The organism is Parasphingorhabdus sp. (assembly GCF_039939955.1).
GTDB lineage: Bacteria > Pseudomonadota > Alphaproteobacteria > Sphingomonadales > Sphingomonadaceae > Parasphingorhabdus.
In genome coordinates this window covers 355,719-371,391 of the sequence record NZ_JBDVHS010000006.1, presented here as the reverse complement: position 1 = coordinate 371,391, position 15,673 = coordinate 355,719, and the positions used below count along the sequence as shown (strand labels likewise).

The 15,673-nt window shown below is 55.2% G+C and carries 12 protein-coding genes; 3 read left to right on the top strand and 9 right to left on the bottom strand.

All coding sequences use genetic code 11. From position 1 onward, the window contains the following. Positions 1–5: 5 nt before the first annotated feature. The 7 genes from ABJG22_RS12960 to ABJG22_RS12930 form a co-directional block, all read right to left on the bottom strand. The gene (locus ABJG22_RS12960; protein ID WP_348020687.1) at positions 6–1,781 is read right to left on the bottom strand and encodes a ShlB/FhaC/HecB family hemolysin secretion/activation protein; all 1,776 of its coding nucleotides are present in this window, start codon (positions 1,779–1,781) and stop codon (positions 6–8) included. A gap of 121 nt (positions 1,782–1,902) precedes the next feature. After that, positions 1,903–2,703, bottom strand: a complete 801-nt coding sequence (locus ABJG22_RS12955) for a hypothetical protein (RefSeq protein ID WP_348020686.1) — start codon at positions 2,701–2,703, stop codon at positions 1,903–1,905. Next, positions 2,690–4,744, bottom strand: a complete 2,055-nt coding sequence (locus tag ABJG22_RS12950; protein WP_348020685.1) for an adenylate/guanylate cyclase domain-containing protein — start codon at positions 4,742–4,744, stop codon at positions 2,690–2,692. Before ABJG22_RS12950 ends, ABJG22_RS12955 begins: the two co-directional genes overlap by 14 nt. Further along, positions 4,744–7,806 (bottom strand): CHAT domain-containing protein, encoded by a 3,063-nt coding sequence (locus ABJG22_RS12945; RefSeq protein WP_348020684.1) that lies wholly within the window; start codon positions 7,804–7,806, stop codon positions 4,744–4,746. Before ABJG22_RS12945 ends, ABJG22_RS12950 begins: the two co-directional genes overlap by 1 nt. A gap of 270 nt (positions 7,807–8,076) precedes the next feature. After that, on the bottom strand, positions 8,077–8,748 hold the full coding sequence (locus ABJG22_RS12940) for a nitroreductase (protein ID WP_348020683.1): 672 nt from the start codon (positions 8,746–8,748) through the stop codon (positions 8,077–8,079). Positions 8,749–8,752: 4 nt separating this feature from the next. Further along, positions 8,753–10,573 (bottom strand): cobaltochelatase subunit CobT, encoded by a 1,821-nt coding sequence (gene cobT / locus ABJG22_RS12935; RefSeq protein WP_348020682.1) that lies wholly within the window; start codon positions 10,571–10,573, stop codon positions 8,753–8,755. Positions 10,574–10,654: 81 nt separating this feature from the next. After that, positions 10,655–12,775 (bottom strand): transglycosylase domain-containing protein, encoded by a 2,121-nt coding sequence (locus tag ABJG22_RS12930; RefSeq protein WP_348020681.1) that lies wholly within the window; start codon positions 12,773–12,775, stop codon positions 10,655–10,657. 94 nt (positions 12,776–12,869) lie between these two features. Here ABJG22_RS12930 and ABJG22_RS12925 point away from each other — a divergent pair, with 94 nt between their 5' ends. Further along, positions 12,870–13,265, top strand: coding sequence for a hypothetical protein (locus ABJG22_RS12925; RefSeq protein ID WP_348020680.1), 396 nt, complete (start codon positions 12,870–12,872; stop codon positions 13,263–13,265). Here the strand turns inward: ABJG22_RS12925 and cobS are convergent. Further along, positions 13,262–14,245, bottom strand: a complete 984-nt coding sequence (gene cobS, locus ABJG22_RS12920) for a cobaltochelatase subunit CobS (protein WP_348020679.1) — start codon at positions 14,243–14,245, stop codon at positions 13,262–13,264. The two genes, ABJG22_RS12925 and cobS, sit on opposite strands and share 4 nt — an antisense overlap. Positions 14,246–14,298: 53 nt before the next feature. Then, positions 14,299–14,910, bottom strand: a complete 612-nt coding sequence (locus ABJG22_RS12915; RefSeq protein WP_348020678.1) for a J domain-containing protein — start codon at positions 14,908–14,910, stop codon at positions 14,299–14,301. Positions 14,911–14,995: 85 nt separating this feature from the next. On the opposite strand from ABJG22_RS12915, the gene ABJG22_RS12910 reads away from it, so the two are divergent. Then, on the top strand, positions 14,996–15,298 hold the full coding sequence (locus tag ABJG22_RS12910; RefSeq protein WP_348020921.1) for a BolA family protein: 303 nt from the start codon (positions 14,996–14,998) through the stop codon (positions 15,296–15,298). Beyond that, the gene (locus ABJG22_RS12905; RefSeq protein ID WP_348020677.1) at positions 15,295–15,660 is read left to right on the top strand and encodes a cupin domain-containing protein; all 366 of its coding nucleotides are present in this window, start codon (positions 15,295–15,297) and stop codon (positions 15,658–15,660) included. The genes ABJG22_RS12910 and ABJG22_RS12905 overlap by 4 nt, the downstream gene beginning before the upstream one ends. Positions 15,661–15,673: the final 13 nt, after the last annotated feature.

Here is a 15,673-nt window from a genome sequence, read left to right as displayed (position 1 = left end):
TGTGATCATCTGGGCTTCCACGGCGCGAGCTGCACGGTCAACGTCAGCAAGGCCCGGGCGCTATCGCGGCGGGTTTGAAATGCAGCCCGTTTCAGAGGTACAACGGCAGTCAGGTCCAGGCTGGCCTGCCGACCAATGGTCGCGCGTAACCCGCCACCGGCCGAATATAGTGTCTGGGGATCACCCGGAAAATTTTTGTTCCAGACGCCCATCATATCAAAAAACAGATAGGGTTGAATTGCGATACCATCAGGTGAACTGGGCAGCAATGAGCCATAGCTGACTTCGGTCTGCAAACCATAGCCGCTGTCGCCGATGATCGTTCCGGGATCATAGCCACGGCCGGTGGTATAGTTGCCTCCCGACATTTCTTCATAGGAGAATAGCGCGTCCGGTGAATATTGTAGCCGGGGTTTCAGTGTGAATGCCAGTTGCGGGGTGGGGCGGTAATCGATTTTTGCCTGGCCCCTGACGACAAAGGCGGTCGGATCGCCGTCAGCGCGGGTCGGAAAGACCGTTTGCCCGATGCAGTTGACGAAGGCCGGACCGCAGCCTTGGCTGGCACCCAAGATATCGAGCCCTTGCCGGATTTTCAGCGAGCCGCCGATGCCCCATTTGGGTTCAAAAGCCGAATAGCCGCCGCGTCCGGAAATGCTTCCCGGTTCGATCTGGTTGAAGTCCATGCGCGCATAGGCGACGCTCAATCGGTCTTCATTGGTGCGGATTCCCAAAATATCGGTCCGCTGCTTGATATAGTCGAGTCCGATTGTCCCGAAGATATTGCGGGACTGTTTGCGGATGAACGGATAGCTCGCATAGCCCCCGGCAACTAGCGTTTCGGACTGGATGTCTACCCCGCCTAGAATATCCGGCTTTGTCCACGCATAGGTGAAATTGGCACCAAACTTCAGGCCTTCGCTGCCAACGCGGAATTCGTGACTGGCCTGCAAAACCTGCTGTTCTTTGAAATCCGGAGTAGAGTAGCCGCTGATCACGGTTTCATCGCCCAGTCCCGTGATCCCGTTGAACCTGAGGCGAGCCAGTCCGCCGAAACGGCCAACGGTTTCAGATCCGAAATTTTGGATATTGATGTCGGCATAGACCGGTGTGCGCACAACATTAAACTCGCCGACCACGTCACCCGGCTGCCCGCCGGATTCAGCTGAAACCGGCCGGAGTGAAAGCCGCACATCCAGCCCGGGTATATCGCGTGCGAGCAGCAGATAGCGGTCCGCATCATTGATATTGAAAAGCGGTTGCTTGGCAAGTTTTTCGATATATTTTTGCAGGAGGCCTTCGGAGGGCCCGGCATCGCCCCGAACCTGTACGGACGTCATGCGGGCCATCAACACATCGAAACGGACGATGCCTTGATCAATTGTCTGAGGCGGCACTTGTACAGCTGCCAAATAGCCTTTGCTACGCAATAGGGTCGCTGCCCGGTCGCGGATATCGCACACGACGGCAACAGGAACTTCTTGCCCGATATAAGCATTGTAAGACGAGTTTAGGGATGCGGGATCGACGGAAGACAAGCCGGTAAAATCAACCGACTTCAACGTGAAACGAACGTCGGAAAATTCTGGTCCCGCTAGAGGGCAGGCGGATCGTTCGATTTGCCCATCAATGGTCAATGATCGGGCTTCGCCTTTTAGCGCCTCATCAATGACGCCACGTTGGATTTCTTCTCTGGTTGGGGTAGCGACGGACGATTGTCCCCAGGCCGGAAGGCTTGACGCGAGCATGGCAATGCCTGCCGCCAAGACAGCCGTCCGAAACATAGTTCCTATGTGCGCCATATATATCCCCGTTTTGCGATGATCCCGACGTGCACCGCGGAATCATCGCTTTATCGTTTTCTGCCGCCCATGGTTATTCCCGGAGGCGGACAAGAAGCAAAAGCTAACCCTGATCTTCTGTTTCTTCGTTGTTCAAGTTGAGTGTTTCGACCAGCAGATCCAATTGACCAGTGCAGCCATTTTCGATCAGCATAGACGCTGCATCATCAAGGTCCGTCGGCTGGTTCTTCAGGACCACAAAATTCACCTCAACAGATTGCGAGATATTTGATCCCAGCAGTCGATAGCTGGCACCGTCGGTGACGGGCAGAACGGCCTTTGGCCACGCCTTCAGCGGATTGCCTTTTCTCCAAGCGATTTCGGTGACATTGCCATTTGTCGGTTCGACAATCGAAGCGGTTGCAGAACCGGTATAGTCAGGTCGCCAGACGACCAGTCCATTGGGATTGGCGACACAGAATTTGCCTCCCTTGGTCATATCAAGAAACCAGAGATTGGGATTGTTCGGGGTTGTAACTGCAACGCTTCCTGCCGCTCGAACCGCTCCGGTTCTTGCCCGGCTACTGCCGCGATTGGTAATGAATCTCGACAGTCGGCGCGATGCACTCGATGTGGAACTGCTACCTTGCGCAAGCGAAAAGGTTCCGGGCCCTTTGAGAACCCGCGTGCCGGATTTGGTCAGGATGGTCACCTGATCTTGGGCTCTCAACGAAATTTTTGCGTCATTTGCCATTTTTTTGCCGGCTGGATAGCTGCTGGCCGACGGCCCAGTCGAGCGCACCACCATATTCTGCGCGATCGCAGCGCCACCAGCGCCGATCAGTAGAAGCGTGCCAAGAGCCGCTTTCGCGAAGCGGGAGAGGGTTCTGCCGGAACTTGCCGGACGATGTTTATCCAAGTGCATAGCTTTCTCCATTTTTTGTCTTCTTCAGTCGTTTGAGCAAATTGGCGAGGCCATCGTCCTCGTCATATTGCTTGGTCATGGCATCCAGTGCCTGAGTGGAATCTGTATCACCCTTTTCATGGGCTGCTATGACTGCGGTCACTGCGGCACGGTCTTCCTCTTTCCAGTCGGGTACCGGTTCGAATACGTCTACCGGTGTAGAGCGCCCGCGCAGCGTGATCCGGCCCATTGGGCGGTACCAATCGAGCCCGGTCCGCTCCATTGCTTCCCGGCTCAGCAAGACCTTTGTATCCAGCGCTTTGTTGGCCGCTTCCAACCGTGCTGCCGTATTCATCGCGTCGCCCAGTGCCGTATATTGGATTCTGCCTTCACCGCCGAAATTACCGACAATGGCATCACCATAGTGCATGCCTACTCGCGTCCTGCCGATGGGAGGCACGCCTTCAGGGACGTTTTTGCGAAATTCTTCGCCCGCTTCGTATAATGCATAGGCTGCCTTGACCGCTCGTTCTCCATCATCCGGATAGGCAAGGGGCGCCCCCCAGAACGTGACGAGAGCGTCGCCAACAAATTTGTCGATCGTGCCACCATATTCCAGTGCGACTTCGCTCAGCCGGTCGAGATAGTCGTTGAGCAAAAAGGCGACCATTTCCGGTTCGATCGCGTGAGTGAGTTTGGTAAAGCCTTCAAGATCGGTGAATACCGCGAAAATCTTCCGCTTTTCGCCATGAAGCGCCAGCTTTTCAGGATCTTTGAGTATCTCGCTCGCGATTGATTTGGGTAGATATTTGCCGAGCGCGCTTTGCGCAAATGCTCGCTGCTTGGAATTGATCGTTCGCGCGGCCGAACCGACGGACGCATAGCCGAGAATCCAGCCGACTCCCCAACCAAAGGCAGGCAAGGAAAGTGTGTCGATGCCGATATTTTGCAACAGAAAGGGAAAGACAAGGAAAAACACGAACTGGCCAAGGAGGATAAAGCCAACCTTCGCGGCATTTCCTACAATGAGAGCAGAAATACCGCCGCATATCGCAACGATCAGAGCGCCCAGCCACAAGGTCCAAGTTGGAATGGGGGTCGGAAGATCATCATTGATCAACTGGGCAAGCATATGCGCGTGCACTTCCAGCCCGATCATCTTGCCGTCATCCCCCTGGATGTCTGCCAAGCCACCAACAGGAGTTTCAAAACGGTCGCGATCGATAAAGTCGCCGCCAATCAGTACGTGTTTGTCAGCGATGAAAGCACCAAGCATGTCTGCAATGGCTGGATCAGCGAAACTTTCGATCGGGAATTTGTCGAAGACTGGCACGTCCGTTGTTGCCGGTACATGATAACGAATGGAACCGTCATTTTCCGCAAATTTCGGGTTGGGACTGGTCAGTGCAATGGCCATGAACGGCGGCGCACCGGGTTTATGCGGGGTCCACCGGCGCTGGACGCCATCGCTGTCGGTCTCGAGCTTGATATTGGTGGGCTGTACGTTTTCGGTGCGGGCATTGTCAAAAAATTGCTGAAGAAACTCATGCTCAGCATAAGTAATCTCAGGATTTTCAATCGGATCGGCATAAGCGAGAAACGTGGGTGTCTTCATGCTCTTGAAGGTTGAGATGAGCTGGTCATCATCATCCTGCGGCATGGTGAACAGAATATCGATACCGATGGATTTGGGGTTCGCCGCGTCGATGGTCTCGAGCGCCTGCGCTAAAATCGTTCGATCGACTGGAGAGCGCTGGCCCGTCAGCTTCAACGTGTCTTCATTATAGACGATCATGACGATATTTTCGTCTTTTTCAACTTCTGGCGCGAAGACAGAGGCGCGCAAATCATATAGCGCGCGTTCGGCTTCCTGGATCAGGGGTGTGCCCCAACTGTAGCGAGCAACCAGCAGCGCGAGGATCATGAACAAGACCGTGGATCCGATGCGGATCGGGCCGAGCTGATCGAAAAGGCGTCGCATCGATTGCAGAACGCCTTTGGCTTCCTCTTTGACATCGCGGTTATTGGCTACCGGGTCCGTTGACGTGGTGACCTCTGTCATTATTTCAGAGCCGCTTGCGTCGTCGGGACGGAGCTTTCTGTCTCCGACATCAATTCATTGACGCCTGGCAAAAATGGCCGGGCACCGTCACCGATTAACGAGAAACCAGCCCAATAATAGGGATGCGACGTGGCCGGATCATTCATCAAATCCCGTTGGGAATTCCTGAGCGCTCCGGTAATCGAACGGCCTCGACCGTCACTAAACAGGCCGTTGATCAGCCTTTCCGTCGCGCGGAAATCATCTGGGGCTGGCCAGTGGCTGGCCAGCACTGATCGACCGCCCGCTCCGATGAATGATCGAACCAGACCATCAAGAGCGGTCCCGCCGCCACTGCTGACACCAGCTTCGCGCGTTGCTGCGATGCTGGCTTTGCCGGCGGTATCACAGGCCGAGAGGATGACGATATCCGCATCCAGCTTGAGGTCAAAAATTTCGTCAAAGGCCAAGAGGCCGTCCGAGCCCTGCTCTCCGAAGGACGTCAGCAGCGCGGGTTTTGCCGGACAGGACGGATTCGGCGCGGTGACGAGACCATGGGTCGCAAAGTGCAAAATGCGATAATCACGAATATTCTCGTTCGCCAATATTGCAGTATCGGTAAAGGCCGATCCGGTTATTACATTCGAATTTTCTGCTCCGATGAGGGATCGTGCTTCCTGCAGCTCGCTATCAGATATCGGATTGTTCCACTGGTTCAGAGGCCATTCGCAATTGGCGCTCATATTCTGGGAACTACCCCGGATTCCCGAGATCGTGGTGCTTGCAAATATCGACTGGTTTTTGCCGAGCCCTAAATATTGCCGTGAAGCTTTGGATTGAGGAGCTTTGCGAGCATCCGCGAATGATCGGGCGGATACGGCAGTGCTGATATCTACATCTCTTCCAAGCCATTTGACATCGGAAAAATCAAAGAAGTCGGCATCAATGGATTCGGTCCTAACAAGATATTGCGAAACCGATGCATCATCGGTCACGAGCAGATTAATCGGCAATCTGAGCATCGCGCCATCGGGTTCGAATATCAGATGGTCTTTGCTCGCAAGCTGGTTGGATACCGGCGTGAACAGATCTGAATATAGCGCGCGCGCTGCCTCAATATCGAACGGATAGGTGACATATTGCCCGTTTTCGAAAACCGATACTGAAGCGCGGATTGTGTCGACCCTTCCGTCAAGCGCTTGTGCTTTCAAAGGAACCCGATAGGTTTTTGCCTCCGCTTGATCCGTATAGAACATGAAAATATCACTGCCGACAATTGCCATGCGCATATAGGCTTCGTCCGGTTGCATGGCGGCGCGCAATTCGTCGAGGCTAAGGAAACTATCTGAAACTGCCCGATATTGCGGGAATTCCGAAAGCCGGACCAGCGTTAACTGCTGGTCTTTTTCGAGTGCTTCAATTTCTGTTGCAAGATCATCGCTTTGTTTTCTGATGGAAGGCGTCTGCTCGCTTTGGTTCAGTGCCGAAAAACGGATCCGCAATCGCTCGATACTGCGAGTTAGATTGGTGGATTGACGGAATAGGCGCGCGGCTTCGTTAGTGCCCCCGCTAAGCTCACGTGAAAGCATGGCTTGGGTTTCGGCAACGCCCGGACGGATCAATATCTGCGCGGCTTTGAAAAATTGATCTGCAGCCGTTTCATCTGCGGCCAACATTGCAAAATAGGGCGCCAGTTGATTGGTCATGCCGGAAATCGCGCTGCGCTTGCCCAGGGAACTGTCCACAACTTGATCATAGAGTTGGCGCGCTTCAGCTTCTTGTCCGCGCCGCAACAAAAAGGCCGCGAGACGAGCCTTGGCACCATTTACGGCGCGTGTTGCAGGATATTGGATGCTCAACAAGTTCAATCCATCGCGGAGCAATTGTTCCGCCTCGCCGAAATCACCCTTGGCTTCCGAAATCAAAGCCAGCTCGGCGAGTATTTGGGCTCTCATACGGGTCGTTGATGTGACCCGTCCGTCCCGAACAGCGATAGCGCGGTTGTAGGCCGAGACCAGCGAAATACGCGCGGCCGGAGAATCTCCATTTATGCGCTGCGCCGTGCCTAAAAGTTGTAGCGCCTGGGCATCGATAATCTCGGTCCGTTCCGGAGCACTCAATTTCTGTTCATCGACAAAGCTCAGCAAGCCGCGAGTATGGACGCTGCCATTGATCCGGCTAGAAATCGGAGCGGTAATTTCTAAACCGTCGGAGCGCGCGATTTGCTCGACAAGGGATGTCTTAAGCGGGGTGTTTAGACGATCAATTGCAGCATTGAACCGGCCTTGATTGAGCAGATGCATGGCTTCAAAATTTCTTAGAAGCCTCTCGATTTGCGGGTCTTCGCTACCCAATGTTCTGGCTTGTTCAAATAGTTCATCTGCTTCGGCAAATTCACCCAAATTGGACTTTTGCAACGCTCTATTCATCAAATATTCGTCGGGGTTGATTTCCTCCCCTTCCATGCCGGATGTGCGTTGTTGTAATGTTTCAAAAAAGGCTGCCGCTTCCGCATAGTCGCCACTAAGATTCCGGCGGTAGCCTTCCGATAAGGCCTGATAAGGCTTGAGCGTAGCGGCTTGCACCCGCGCAAAAGCGAAGGGATCTTCGACCGATGTCGATGCGACATCTATTCTTCCTTCGGCAATCGAGTCATTCAAAATCGATTGGAGGGCTAGCAATGTTGCACTGTCATATGCGGCCAGACCTTCGGCGACATAGGAAACACCATCTTGCTGACCGCGGATCAGCGAATAAGCGACCGGTTCCGTCGAGAGTCGGCATTCGGTGTGACGAAAGCCGCTTAGCGATGCTTGTGATGGATTGTCAGCGCAGTTTATCGGTTCGTCGCGATTGGGTGTGATACGGTCGAGCAGCTTCTGCTCAGACGAACGGGACGAATAGACAAATCCAACCGGCTTAGCTGAATCGCGACAAACCACTGCCCAGCTGCGGTCGAACATGCCGGCTTTGGCCTTGTTTTCGATACTGCGGTCTTGCACCTGACATAGAACGCCTTCGCTGTTTCCGATTGGGAAGCTGTCGCGTAATGAAATGGAAGTGTCTTGCGCCAAAGCTGTCACCGGACTTGATAACAAGCCCAGTGCAATTAATGTAGTGCTAAGCCCTGGTCGGCGCACGATGTTTTCCCCCAAAATGTTTCTGTGTTGTCCGGACTCCTCAGGCCAGAACAGCGACGTTTGCGACTCAGAACATTCCTATGGCTGTATCGGTTAGCGCGAGAGTCCGAGTCTGCGAAAGCAAATTATCAACTTAGCACGCAAATTCAGTGACTGTTGTCACATTGCGGGACGTTTTTGGAAATATTCTCTGAAAAACAGGGGTTTCTCTGGTTAAAAACCTTGAAACTTTATCGCCTCGCCGATCGAAATACGAGGCACATCGAAATTGTTGATCGGCGCGTCCGGATCCCGATAGCCAATGGCCATGCCGCAAAAGAAGATATGATCGTCATCGATGCCGAGCAATTCCCGCATATAGGTGCCGTACATCGCCCAAATTTCCTGCGCGCAGCTATCCAGTCCCTCTTCGCGTAGCAACAGCATCACGGTTTGCAGCCACATGCCCATGTCCGACCATTGCGGCGGGCCCATATATTTCTTGGTATAGGTGAACAATTGCACCGGCGCGCCGAAGCTATCCCAGTTTTTCGCCATTTGGGCAACCCGTCCGGCGGTGTCGCCCCGCTCCAGACCGACGGCGTCAAACATCCCCTTGCCGACCGCGCGGCGTTGCTCTTCGTAGCGACCGTCGATATCCTTGGGATAGATGGCATATTCCAAATTCTCGCCCATGGGCGCGGCTTTGGCTTTCTCCTTGATCTTGGCGGTGATCTCCTTGAGCGCATCGCCGCCAACGACAACCGCGCTCCACGGCTGGGTATTGCCGCCGGAAGGTGCCCGCTGTGCCGTCTCTAGAACGCGTTCGAGAGTCGACTGGTCGACCGGCTTATCCAGAAACTGGCGGACGGACCGGCGGGAGGTGACGGCTTCGGTTACGTTCATTCGCTCAATCCTCGTCAAATAGTCCGGCCAATTGCTCGACCATCGTGCCACCCAGTTGTTCGGCGTCCATGATGGTCACGGCTCTTTTATAATAGCGCGTCACATCATGGCCGATGCCAATGGCGACCAGCTGTACTGGCGAACGGCTTTCGATCCATTCGATCACCTTGCGCAGATGGTTTTCCAGATAAGCGCCGTGATTGACCGAGAGGGTGCTGTCATCAACCGGCGCGCCATCTGAGATCACCATCAATATGCGGCGTTCTTCGGGGCGGGCGATCAAGCGGTTATGCGCCCAAAGCAAGGCTTCGCCGTCGATATTTTCCTTGAGCAGGCCTTCGCGCATCATCAGACCAAGATTTTTCTTGGCGTGGCGCCAAGGCTCGTCGGCTTTCTTGTAAACGATATGGCGCAGGTCGTTGAGCCGTCCGGGATTGGCCGGGCGATCCGCCGCGAGCCAGTCCTCACGGGTCTGGCCGCCTTTCCAGGCGCGGGTGGTGAAGCCGAGTATCTCGGTTTTGACGCCGCAGCGTTCCAGCGTCCGGGCCATGATATCGGCGGATATCGCGGCAATTGAAATCGGCCGTCCGCGCATCGAACCGCTGTTATCGATCAGCAGAGTCACGACCGTGTCGCGGAAATCGGTCTCGCGTTCGATCTTGTAAGACAGGCTGTGCGAAGGATTACTGACCACGCGGGCGAGCCGGGCGGCATCCAGCATGCCTTCTTCCTGATCGAAATCCCAGCTGCGGTTTTGTTGTGCCATCAGACGGCGTTGCAGGCGGTTGGCGAGCTTGGTCACCGCGCCCTGCAAATTGGTCAGCTGCTGGTCGAGAAAGGCGCGGAGTCGTGTCAGTTCCTCTTCGTCGCACAGTTCGGTGGCGCTGACGACCTCGTCATATTTTTCGGTCCATGGCGCATAGTTGAAGCCGGGGGGCAGGTCCGACATCGCCCGGTTTGGACGCACCGGCATCATGCCATCGTCGCCGGCGTCTCCCATTTCCTCTTCGGCGCCTTCTTCCAGCTCTTCGGCATTTTGTTCGCTTTCGCCGTCCTGGCTATCATCGTCTGATGGTTCAGAGCGCATTTCGGACTCGCCCTGATCGCCGGTCGCTTCTTCGTCAGCGCCGTCATCCTGGCTATCGTCACTTTCGTCTTCGCTATCATCTTCGCTGTCGTCGGCTTCGGATTCATCGTCGCTTTTGATCAGATCAAGATGTTGCAACAGCTGCGTCGACAATTGGGCGAAACTATTCTGGTCGTCGAGTGTCAGGTTGAGGCCGTCTAGGTCAGCGCCGGCGCTTTCCTCAATCCATGCACGCAGCATGTCGATACCCTTGACCGTGGCTTGTGGTGGCGCCTGTCCGGTCAGCTTTTCCCGTGCAAGCAGGGCGAGGGCGGTAGAAATCGGTACTTCATCGCGATTCTGCGCGCGCGCAATGGGATCGGATCGCATGCGCATTTCCAGTGCCGCGTCCAAATTATCTTTCGCGCCCGCCATGTTGCGCGATCCCAGCGCGTCGGTGCGAACCTGTTCGAGTGCGTCGAAACAGGCGCGCGCTACCGCTTCCTGTGGCGCGTTCTTGCGGTGTGTCGCTTCGTCATGATGGCGCAATTTCAGCGAGAAACTGTCGGCAAAGCCCCGCGCTTCTGCAACTTGCGCAGGTGGTAGGTCGCGTGCCGGCATTGGCACTTTGAAATGCTCGCCAGATTGAGACGGGGCTTCGGCGGTATAGGCCAGTTCCACGTCTGGCGCTTGAGCAACAGCCCGCGCCGTGCCGCCGAGCACGTCTTTCAAGTCATCAAGTTTGGAACGATCAACCATGGAAGGGAACAGCATTAAGCGGAAAGGTGAGGGGAATCAAAGGCCTAATTTCCCGCTTTTTTGTTAGGCAGAGCAATGCCGTTAGGGATTCTGCCCCGAAGGATTTTCTTCCCGGCGTCGTTCAAGCGCGACACCGTCACCATCGATCCTGAAATCGACCGCTATGCCGCCAATTTCCGTGCCCACCCGGACGGTGGAATTTCCGTCTATCCGGACCTCGGTATCTCCGATGTCAATCGGGATTTCCGGAACTTCCGGCAGGTCGAGCGGAATGATCGGGCCTTCAGGATCGGGCCTCTCCACGGGCTTGGTGCGGCCGACCGGTTTCTTAGCCTGCACGGCTTGCAGCATGAAGTCTTTCCAAATGCGTGCAGGTAGACCGCCGCCGCTAATGCCCTTTAGTGGGCTATTGTCATCATTGCCGATCCACACGCCGACCACCAACTGCTTCTCGCCCTCTCCGGCATAGCCGACAAACAGGGCATCTCGATTGTTCTGGGTCGTACCGGTTTTGCCATAGTTGGGGATCGACAGCATGGCTTGGCGGCCCGTGCCGTTGTTGACCGCTGACCGCAGCAGCGCTTCCATATTTTCGTGGGTGGTGGAATCATAGCGTCCTGGCCAATCAAATAGCCATTCGGTCCAGCTCTGCTCTGCTTTCTCGAACGCATAGGGCTGCACCGGCCAGCGGTTGCCCGCGACGCCTGCATAGGCTGCGGTAAGTTCCAACAGGTCCATCGTGGAGGTGCCGAGTGCCAGGCTGGGATCATCTTCGGCGAGATCTGAATCAATTCCCAAATTACGGGCTTCGCGGATTACGGCTTTGTCGCCCAATTGTCCGAAAAGCCGAACGGCCGCGACATTGCTCGACCGGCCGAAAGCCTCTTTCAAGCTGATTTTTCCGCGATATTTTTCGCCAGAATTTTTGGGGAGATAGCCGCCCTTGGTGATGGGTGTGTCATCGACCATGTCGTCCGGATCCATGCCTGCGCGCAATGCTGCTAGCCACACGAATAGCTTGAAGGTGGAACCCGGCTGACGCTTCGCCTGCGTGACCCGGTTAAAGGCGGACTTTGCGTAATCCTTGCCGCCGATCATAGCCACAATCTTTCCATCGGGGCGCATGGCTACCAAGGCGACCTGTGCTTGGCCGAGTGGTGCGCGGGAGACGGCGCGGCGCGCGATATCCTGTAACCACGCATCAAGGGTTGTTGTCAGGTTGAGCTTTTCGTAGCTCAAATCGGTCAAAGCCCGCGCTTGCGGCATCGCCCAATCGGCAAAATAAGTACCCGTGGGCAAAGTATTTTTGGCCCGAACGTCGAGCTTTGCGGGGCCGAGTTCATCGACTTCCCTCTGGCTTAGATAGCCTGCACTGACCATCGCGGATTTGACCAGATTGGCTCTCTTTTCGGCCAATTCCGGATTGCGTGTCGGGGCGAGGCGCGACGGGGCCTGCACCAGACCAGCCAGCATGATCGCTTGCTCCAGCTTCAGATTTTCCGGTTGTCGGTAATAATAATGGAGCGACGCCGCGCGCAGGCCGTAAACATTGTCGCCAAAATAGACGTTCGACAGATAGCGTTCCAATATCTCGTCCTTGGTGAGCCAGGATTCGAGCCAGAAGGCAATCAGCATTTCCCGTGCCTTGCGGGTCAGGCTGCGTTCCGGGGTCAGAAATGTGGTTTTGGCCAGCTGCTGCGTGATGGTGCTACCACCCTGAGTGATGCCGTTGCCGGTCATATTGCTCCAAAGCGCCCGTGCCAGGCCACGCGGATCGATGCCCCAGTGCGAATAGAAGCGCCGGTCTTCAATGGCCATGAAGGCTTCCATCACATGATCGGGAAGCTCTGCGACCTCGACAGGCTTGTCGACAACTGCACCGTTGCGGGCGAAGGGTTGGCCATCGGACGTCAATAAAGTGATTTGCGGTGGCACGATGGGTTGCAGTGATTTGGATAGAGGCGCGGTAATCGCAAGATAGGCAATCAATAGAATGACGGCCAATAGTCCCGTAGCCATAGCGCGGCTGATCCACCACCATTTGCCACGCGGCTTTTTGAGCGGTGCGACGGGTTCGTCGAAGCGAGGCGGGGTGGCATCGCCATAAGGTTCGTAGAAGGCCGTTTCGGCGGCATTGTTCTGACCAAAGGGCCAGTACCAACGACGGCGTCGTCTTTCGGGGAGGGGGGACTGCTCGTTCACCACAGCTGTATTATATTAATAATACGGCTTTGACGAGAAAGAATTTTGGAAAGCATGAATAATTTGCTAGTCATCCGATATTTCCGGAGGATGAATGATGCTCGATAAATTGTTCAAAATTGGAAATCCGTTCAAGCTGACCCAGCGCGAATATGAAGCGACAATCAACGCGCTGAATATTTTCTTCGGCGCGATCATCGGGGTCAGCCTCGGCAATATCACAGAAATTCCGATGGATGAATATGTCGTTCTGCTAGTCGTCATCGCGGCGTTGGTGAGCAGCATCCTGCTGGCGACCTATACCCATCGCCGAATCTGGAACAGCATCATGTTGGTCGGCTTCCTGCTGATCGCTTGGTATCTAGAAAGCGACAGCAGCGACGGACTCGTGGATTTCCCCGATCGCGTCCTGCCGACACTCACCGTCTGGGGCGCATTGGCGATCTTGACTGAATTTTCGGAGCGCGCGGAAAATCCGCGGTCTGACTAGCTGCCCATCACGCTTTCCGGCAGGTCCTCGCCAAATACCCGCTGATAATATTCCGCTACCAGCATCCGTTCTGCTTCATCACATTTGTTGAGGAAGGACAGGCGGAAGGCAAAGCCGATATTTTTGAAGATCGCAGCATTTTGGGCCCAGCTGATCACGGTCCGTGGACTCATCACCGTGGAAATGTCGCCATTGACGAAACCCTGCCGCGTCAAATCTGCGACCTTGATCATATTTTCTACGGTCTCGTCGCCGGCATCCGGAACCTTGGACAGGATCACTTTTGCTTCGGTCGCAGCGGGCAGATAGTTTAGCGTCACAACGATATTCCAGCGATCCATCTGGCCCTGGTTGATCTGCTGCGTGCCATGATAAAGTCCGCTGGTGTCGCCTAGGCCAACCGTATTGGCGGTTGCGAACAGACGGAAATGCGGGTTGGGACGAATGACGCGGTTTTGGTCGAGCAGGGTCAGCTTGCCTTCTGCTTCCAAGATCCGCTGGATCACGAACATCACATCCGGGCGACCGGCATCATATTCGTCAAACACCAATGCGGTAGGCGTTTGCAATGCCCAAGGCAGAAGACCTTCGCGGAATTCGGTGACCTGCTGGCCATCTTTCAAAACAATGGCATCCCGCCCGACCAGATCGATACGGCTGATATGCGCATCGAGGTTGATCCGGATACAGGGCCAGTTGAGGCGCGCTGCAACCTGTTCAATATGGGTCGATTTTCCGGTGCCGTGATAGCCCTGGACCATCACTCGGCGATTGAAGGCAAAGCCAGCGAGAATGGCCGTGGTGGTTTCCGGGTCGAAAACATAGGATGGATCGAGATCGGGAACCCGTTCGTCCTTTTCGCTGAACGCCGGAATTTGCATATCCACATCCACACCAAAGACTTCGCGTGCATCGACGGTCATGTCCGGTGCGCTCAAAACAGTTTCGTTGCTGCCGTCGGTATTGGGTATGTCGGTCATCGTCGTCCTTCAAAAATCTCGGTTGCCTTAAGAAATGCAAAAGGCGCAAGCCACTATCTAAAATCTGGTGATTCCTTAAGCTGCGTATAGGCCTCAATCACTTTTGCCAACTGTTTCTCGTGGCTGCGATCACCGCCGTTGCGGTCGGGATGATATTTGCGGACCAGTGCAGAATAGGCGCGGCGGATATCGCCACGACCGATGGACCGAGAGCCATCGTCGCCAAGCCCTAGCGTCTTAAGCGCTTTTTGGTCCGCGCCAGAGATGGCGGGTCCGGAGGGTTGATTGCGCTGGATGCCAGCCGCAAATCGTGCGCCAATCGCATCCAGTGGATCGGTAAAATCGGACCATGCTGGTGGCACGCTGGGCCCAGCACCATAGATTCGCCGTTCCGAGTCCCACCCGCGCACGGGATGTTGGGCGTCGAAAATCTGCTCCTGATCCATGCCGTCGAAATAGTCATAACTCTGGTTAAACTCGCGCACATGGTCGAGGCAAAGCCATCGATATTCGGCGGGCCCGTCATAATGCGCGCGGGCCCCGTAGATAGGTGGCGCACGAAATTCCCCGTCTTGCTCGCACCCCTCTATGGCGCAAGGCTGCCCGTCGGTTTCGACGCGGCCATGAAAGCGGTTGGGTTTTCTTTTGGGGGGAGTGTCTGTCAAATCCGTGAGAGCTGAGCCTATTGAAGCCCGTCTTTCCTTTGTCGAGAAACGCCCTTCGACAGGCTCGGGGCGAGCGGTTATAGCGATGGCGAACGAGCAATATGGAGATTCGATGCCCAAAGGTCCAGTCCACAGCGAGATAGAAAAAAGGCTCACCGCCGAACTCGCGCCAATATCGCTGAACGTGATCAACGACAGCGCCAGTCATCACGGCCACGCTGGCGATGATGGTAGCGGGGAATCGCATTTCACAGTCGAGATTGAATGCGCCGAATTTGCCGGCCTTTCGCGGCTGAACCGTCAGCGGATGGTCAACAAGGCGCTGGGCGATCTGATGCGCGACAAGGTGCACGCTATGGCGATCAAGGCGAGGGCGCCCGGCGAGTGATCGAGAAGGTCAATCTTTCCGATGCCTTTGCCAGCTTCTCCGATCACTGGTCCCCGAAAATCGCCGGTGATATCAATGATGCACAGGTGAAGCTCGCCAAATTTGAGGGCAAGTTTGACTGGCATCATCATGATGAAGAAGACGAGCTGTTTCTGGTCGTCAAAGGCACGATGCGCATGGGCCTGCGTACCGGCATTGTTGATGTCGGGGCAGGGGAGTTTATCGTTGTTCCCAAAGGCGTCGAACATTGTCCGGAAGCTCTGGACGGCGAATGCCATGTGCTTTTGCTGGAACCAAAATCGATATTGAATACCGGCAATGTGGAAACCGACAAGACCGTCAGAGAACTGGACAGAATCTAGATTGTTTAGCGCA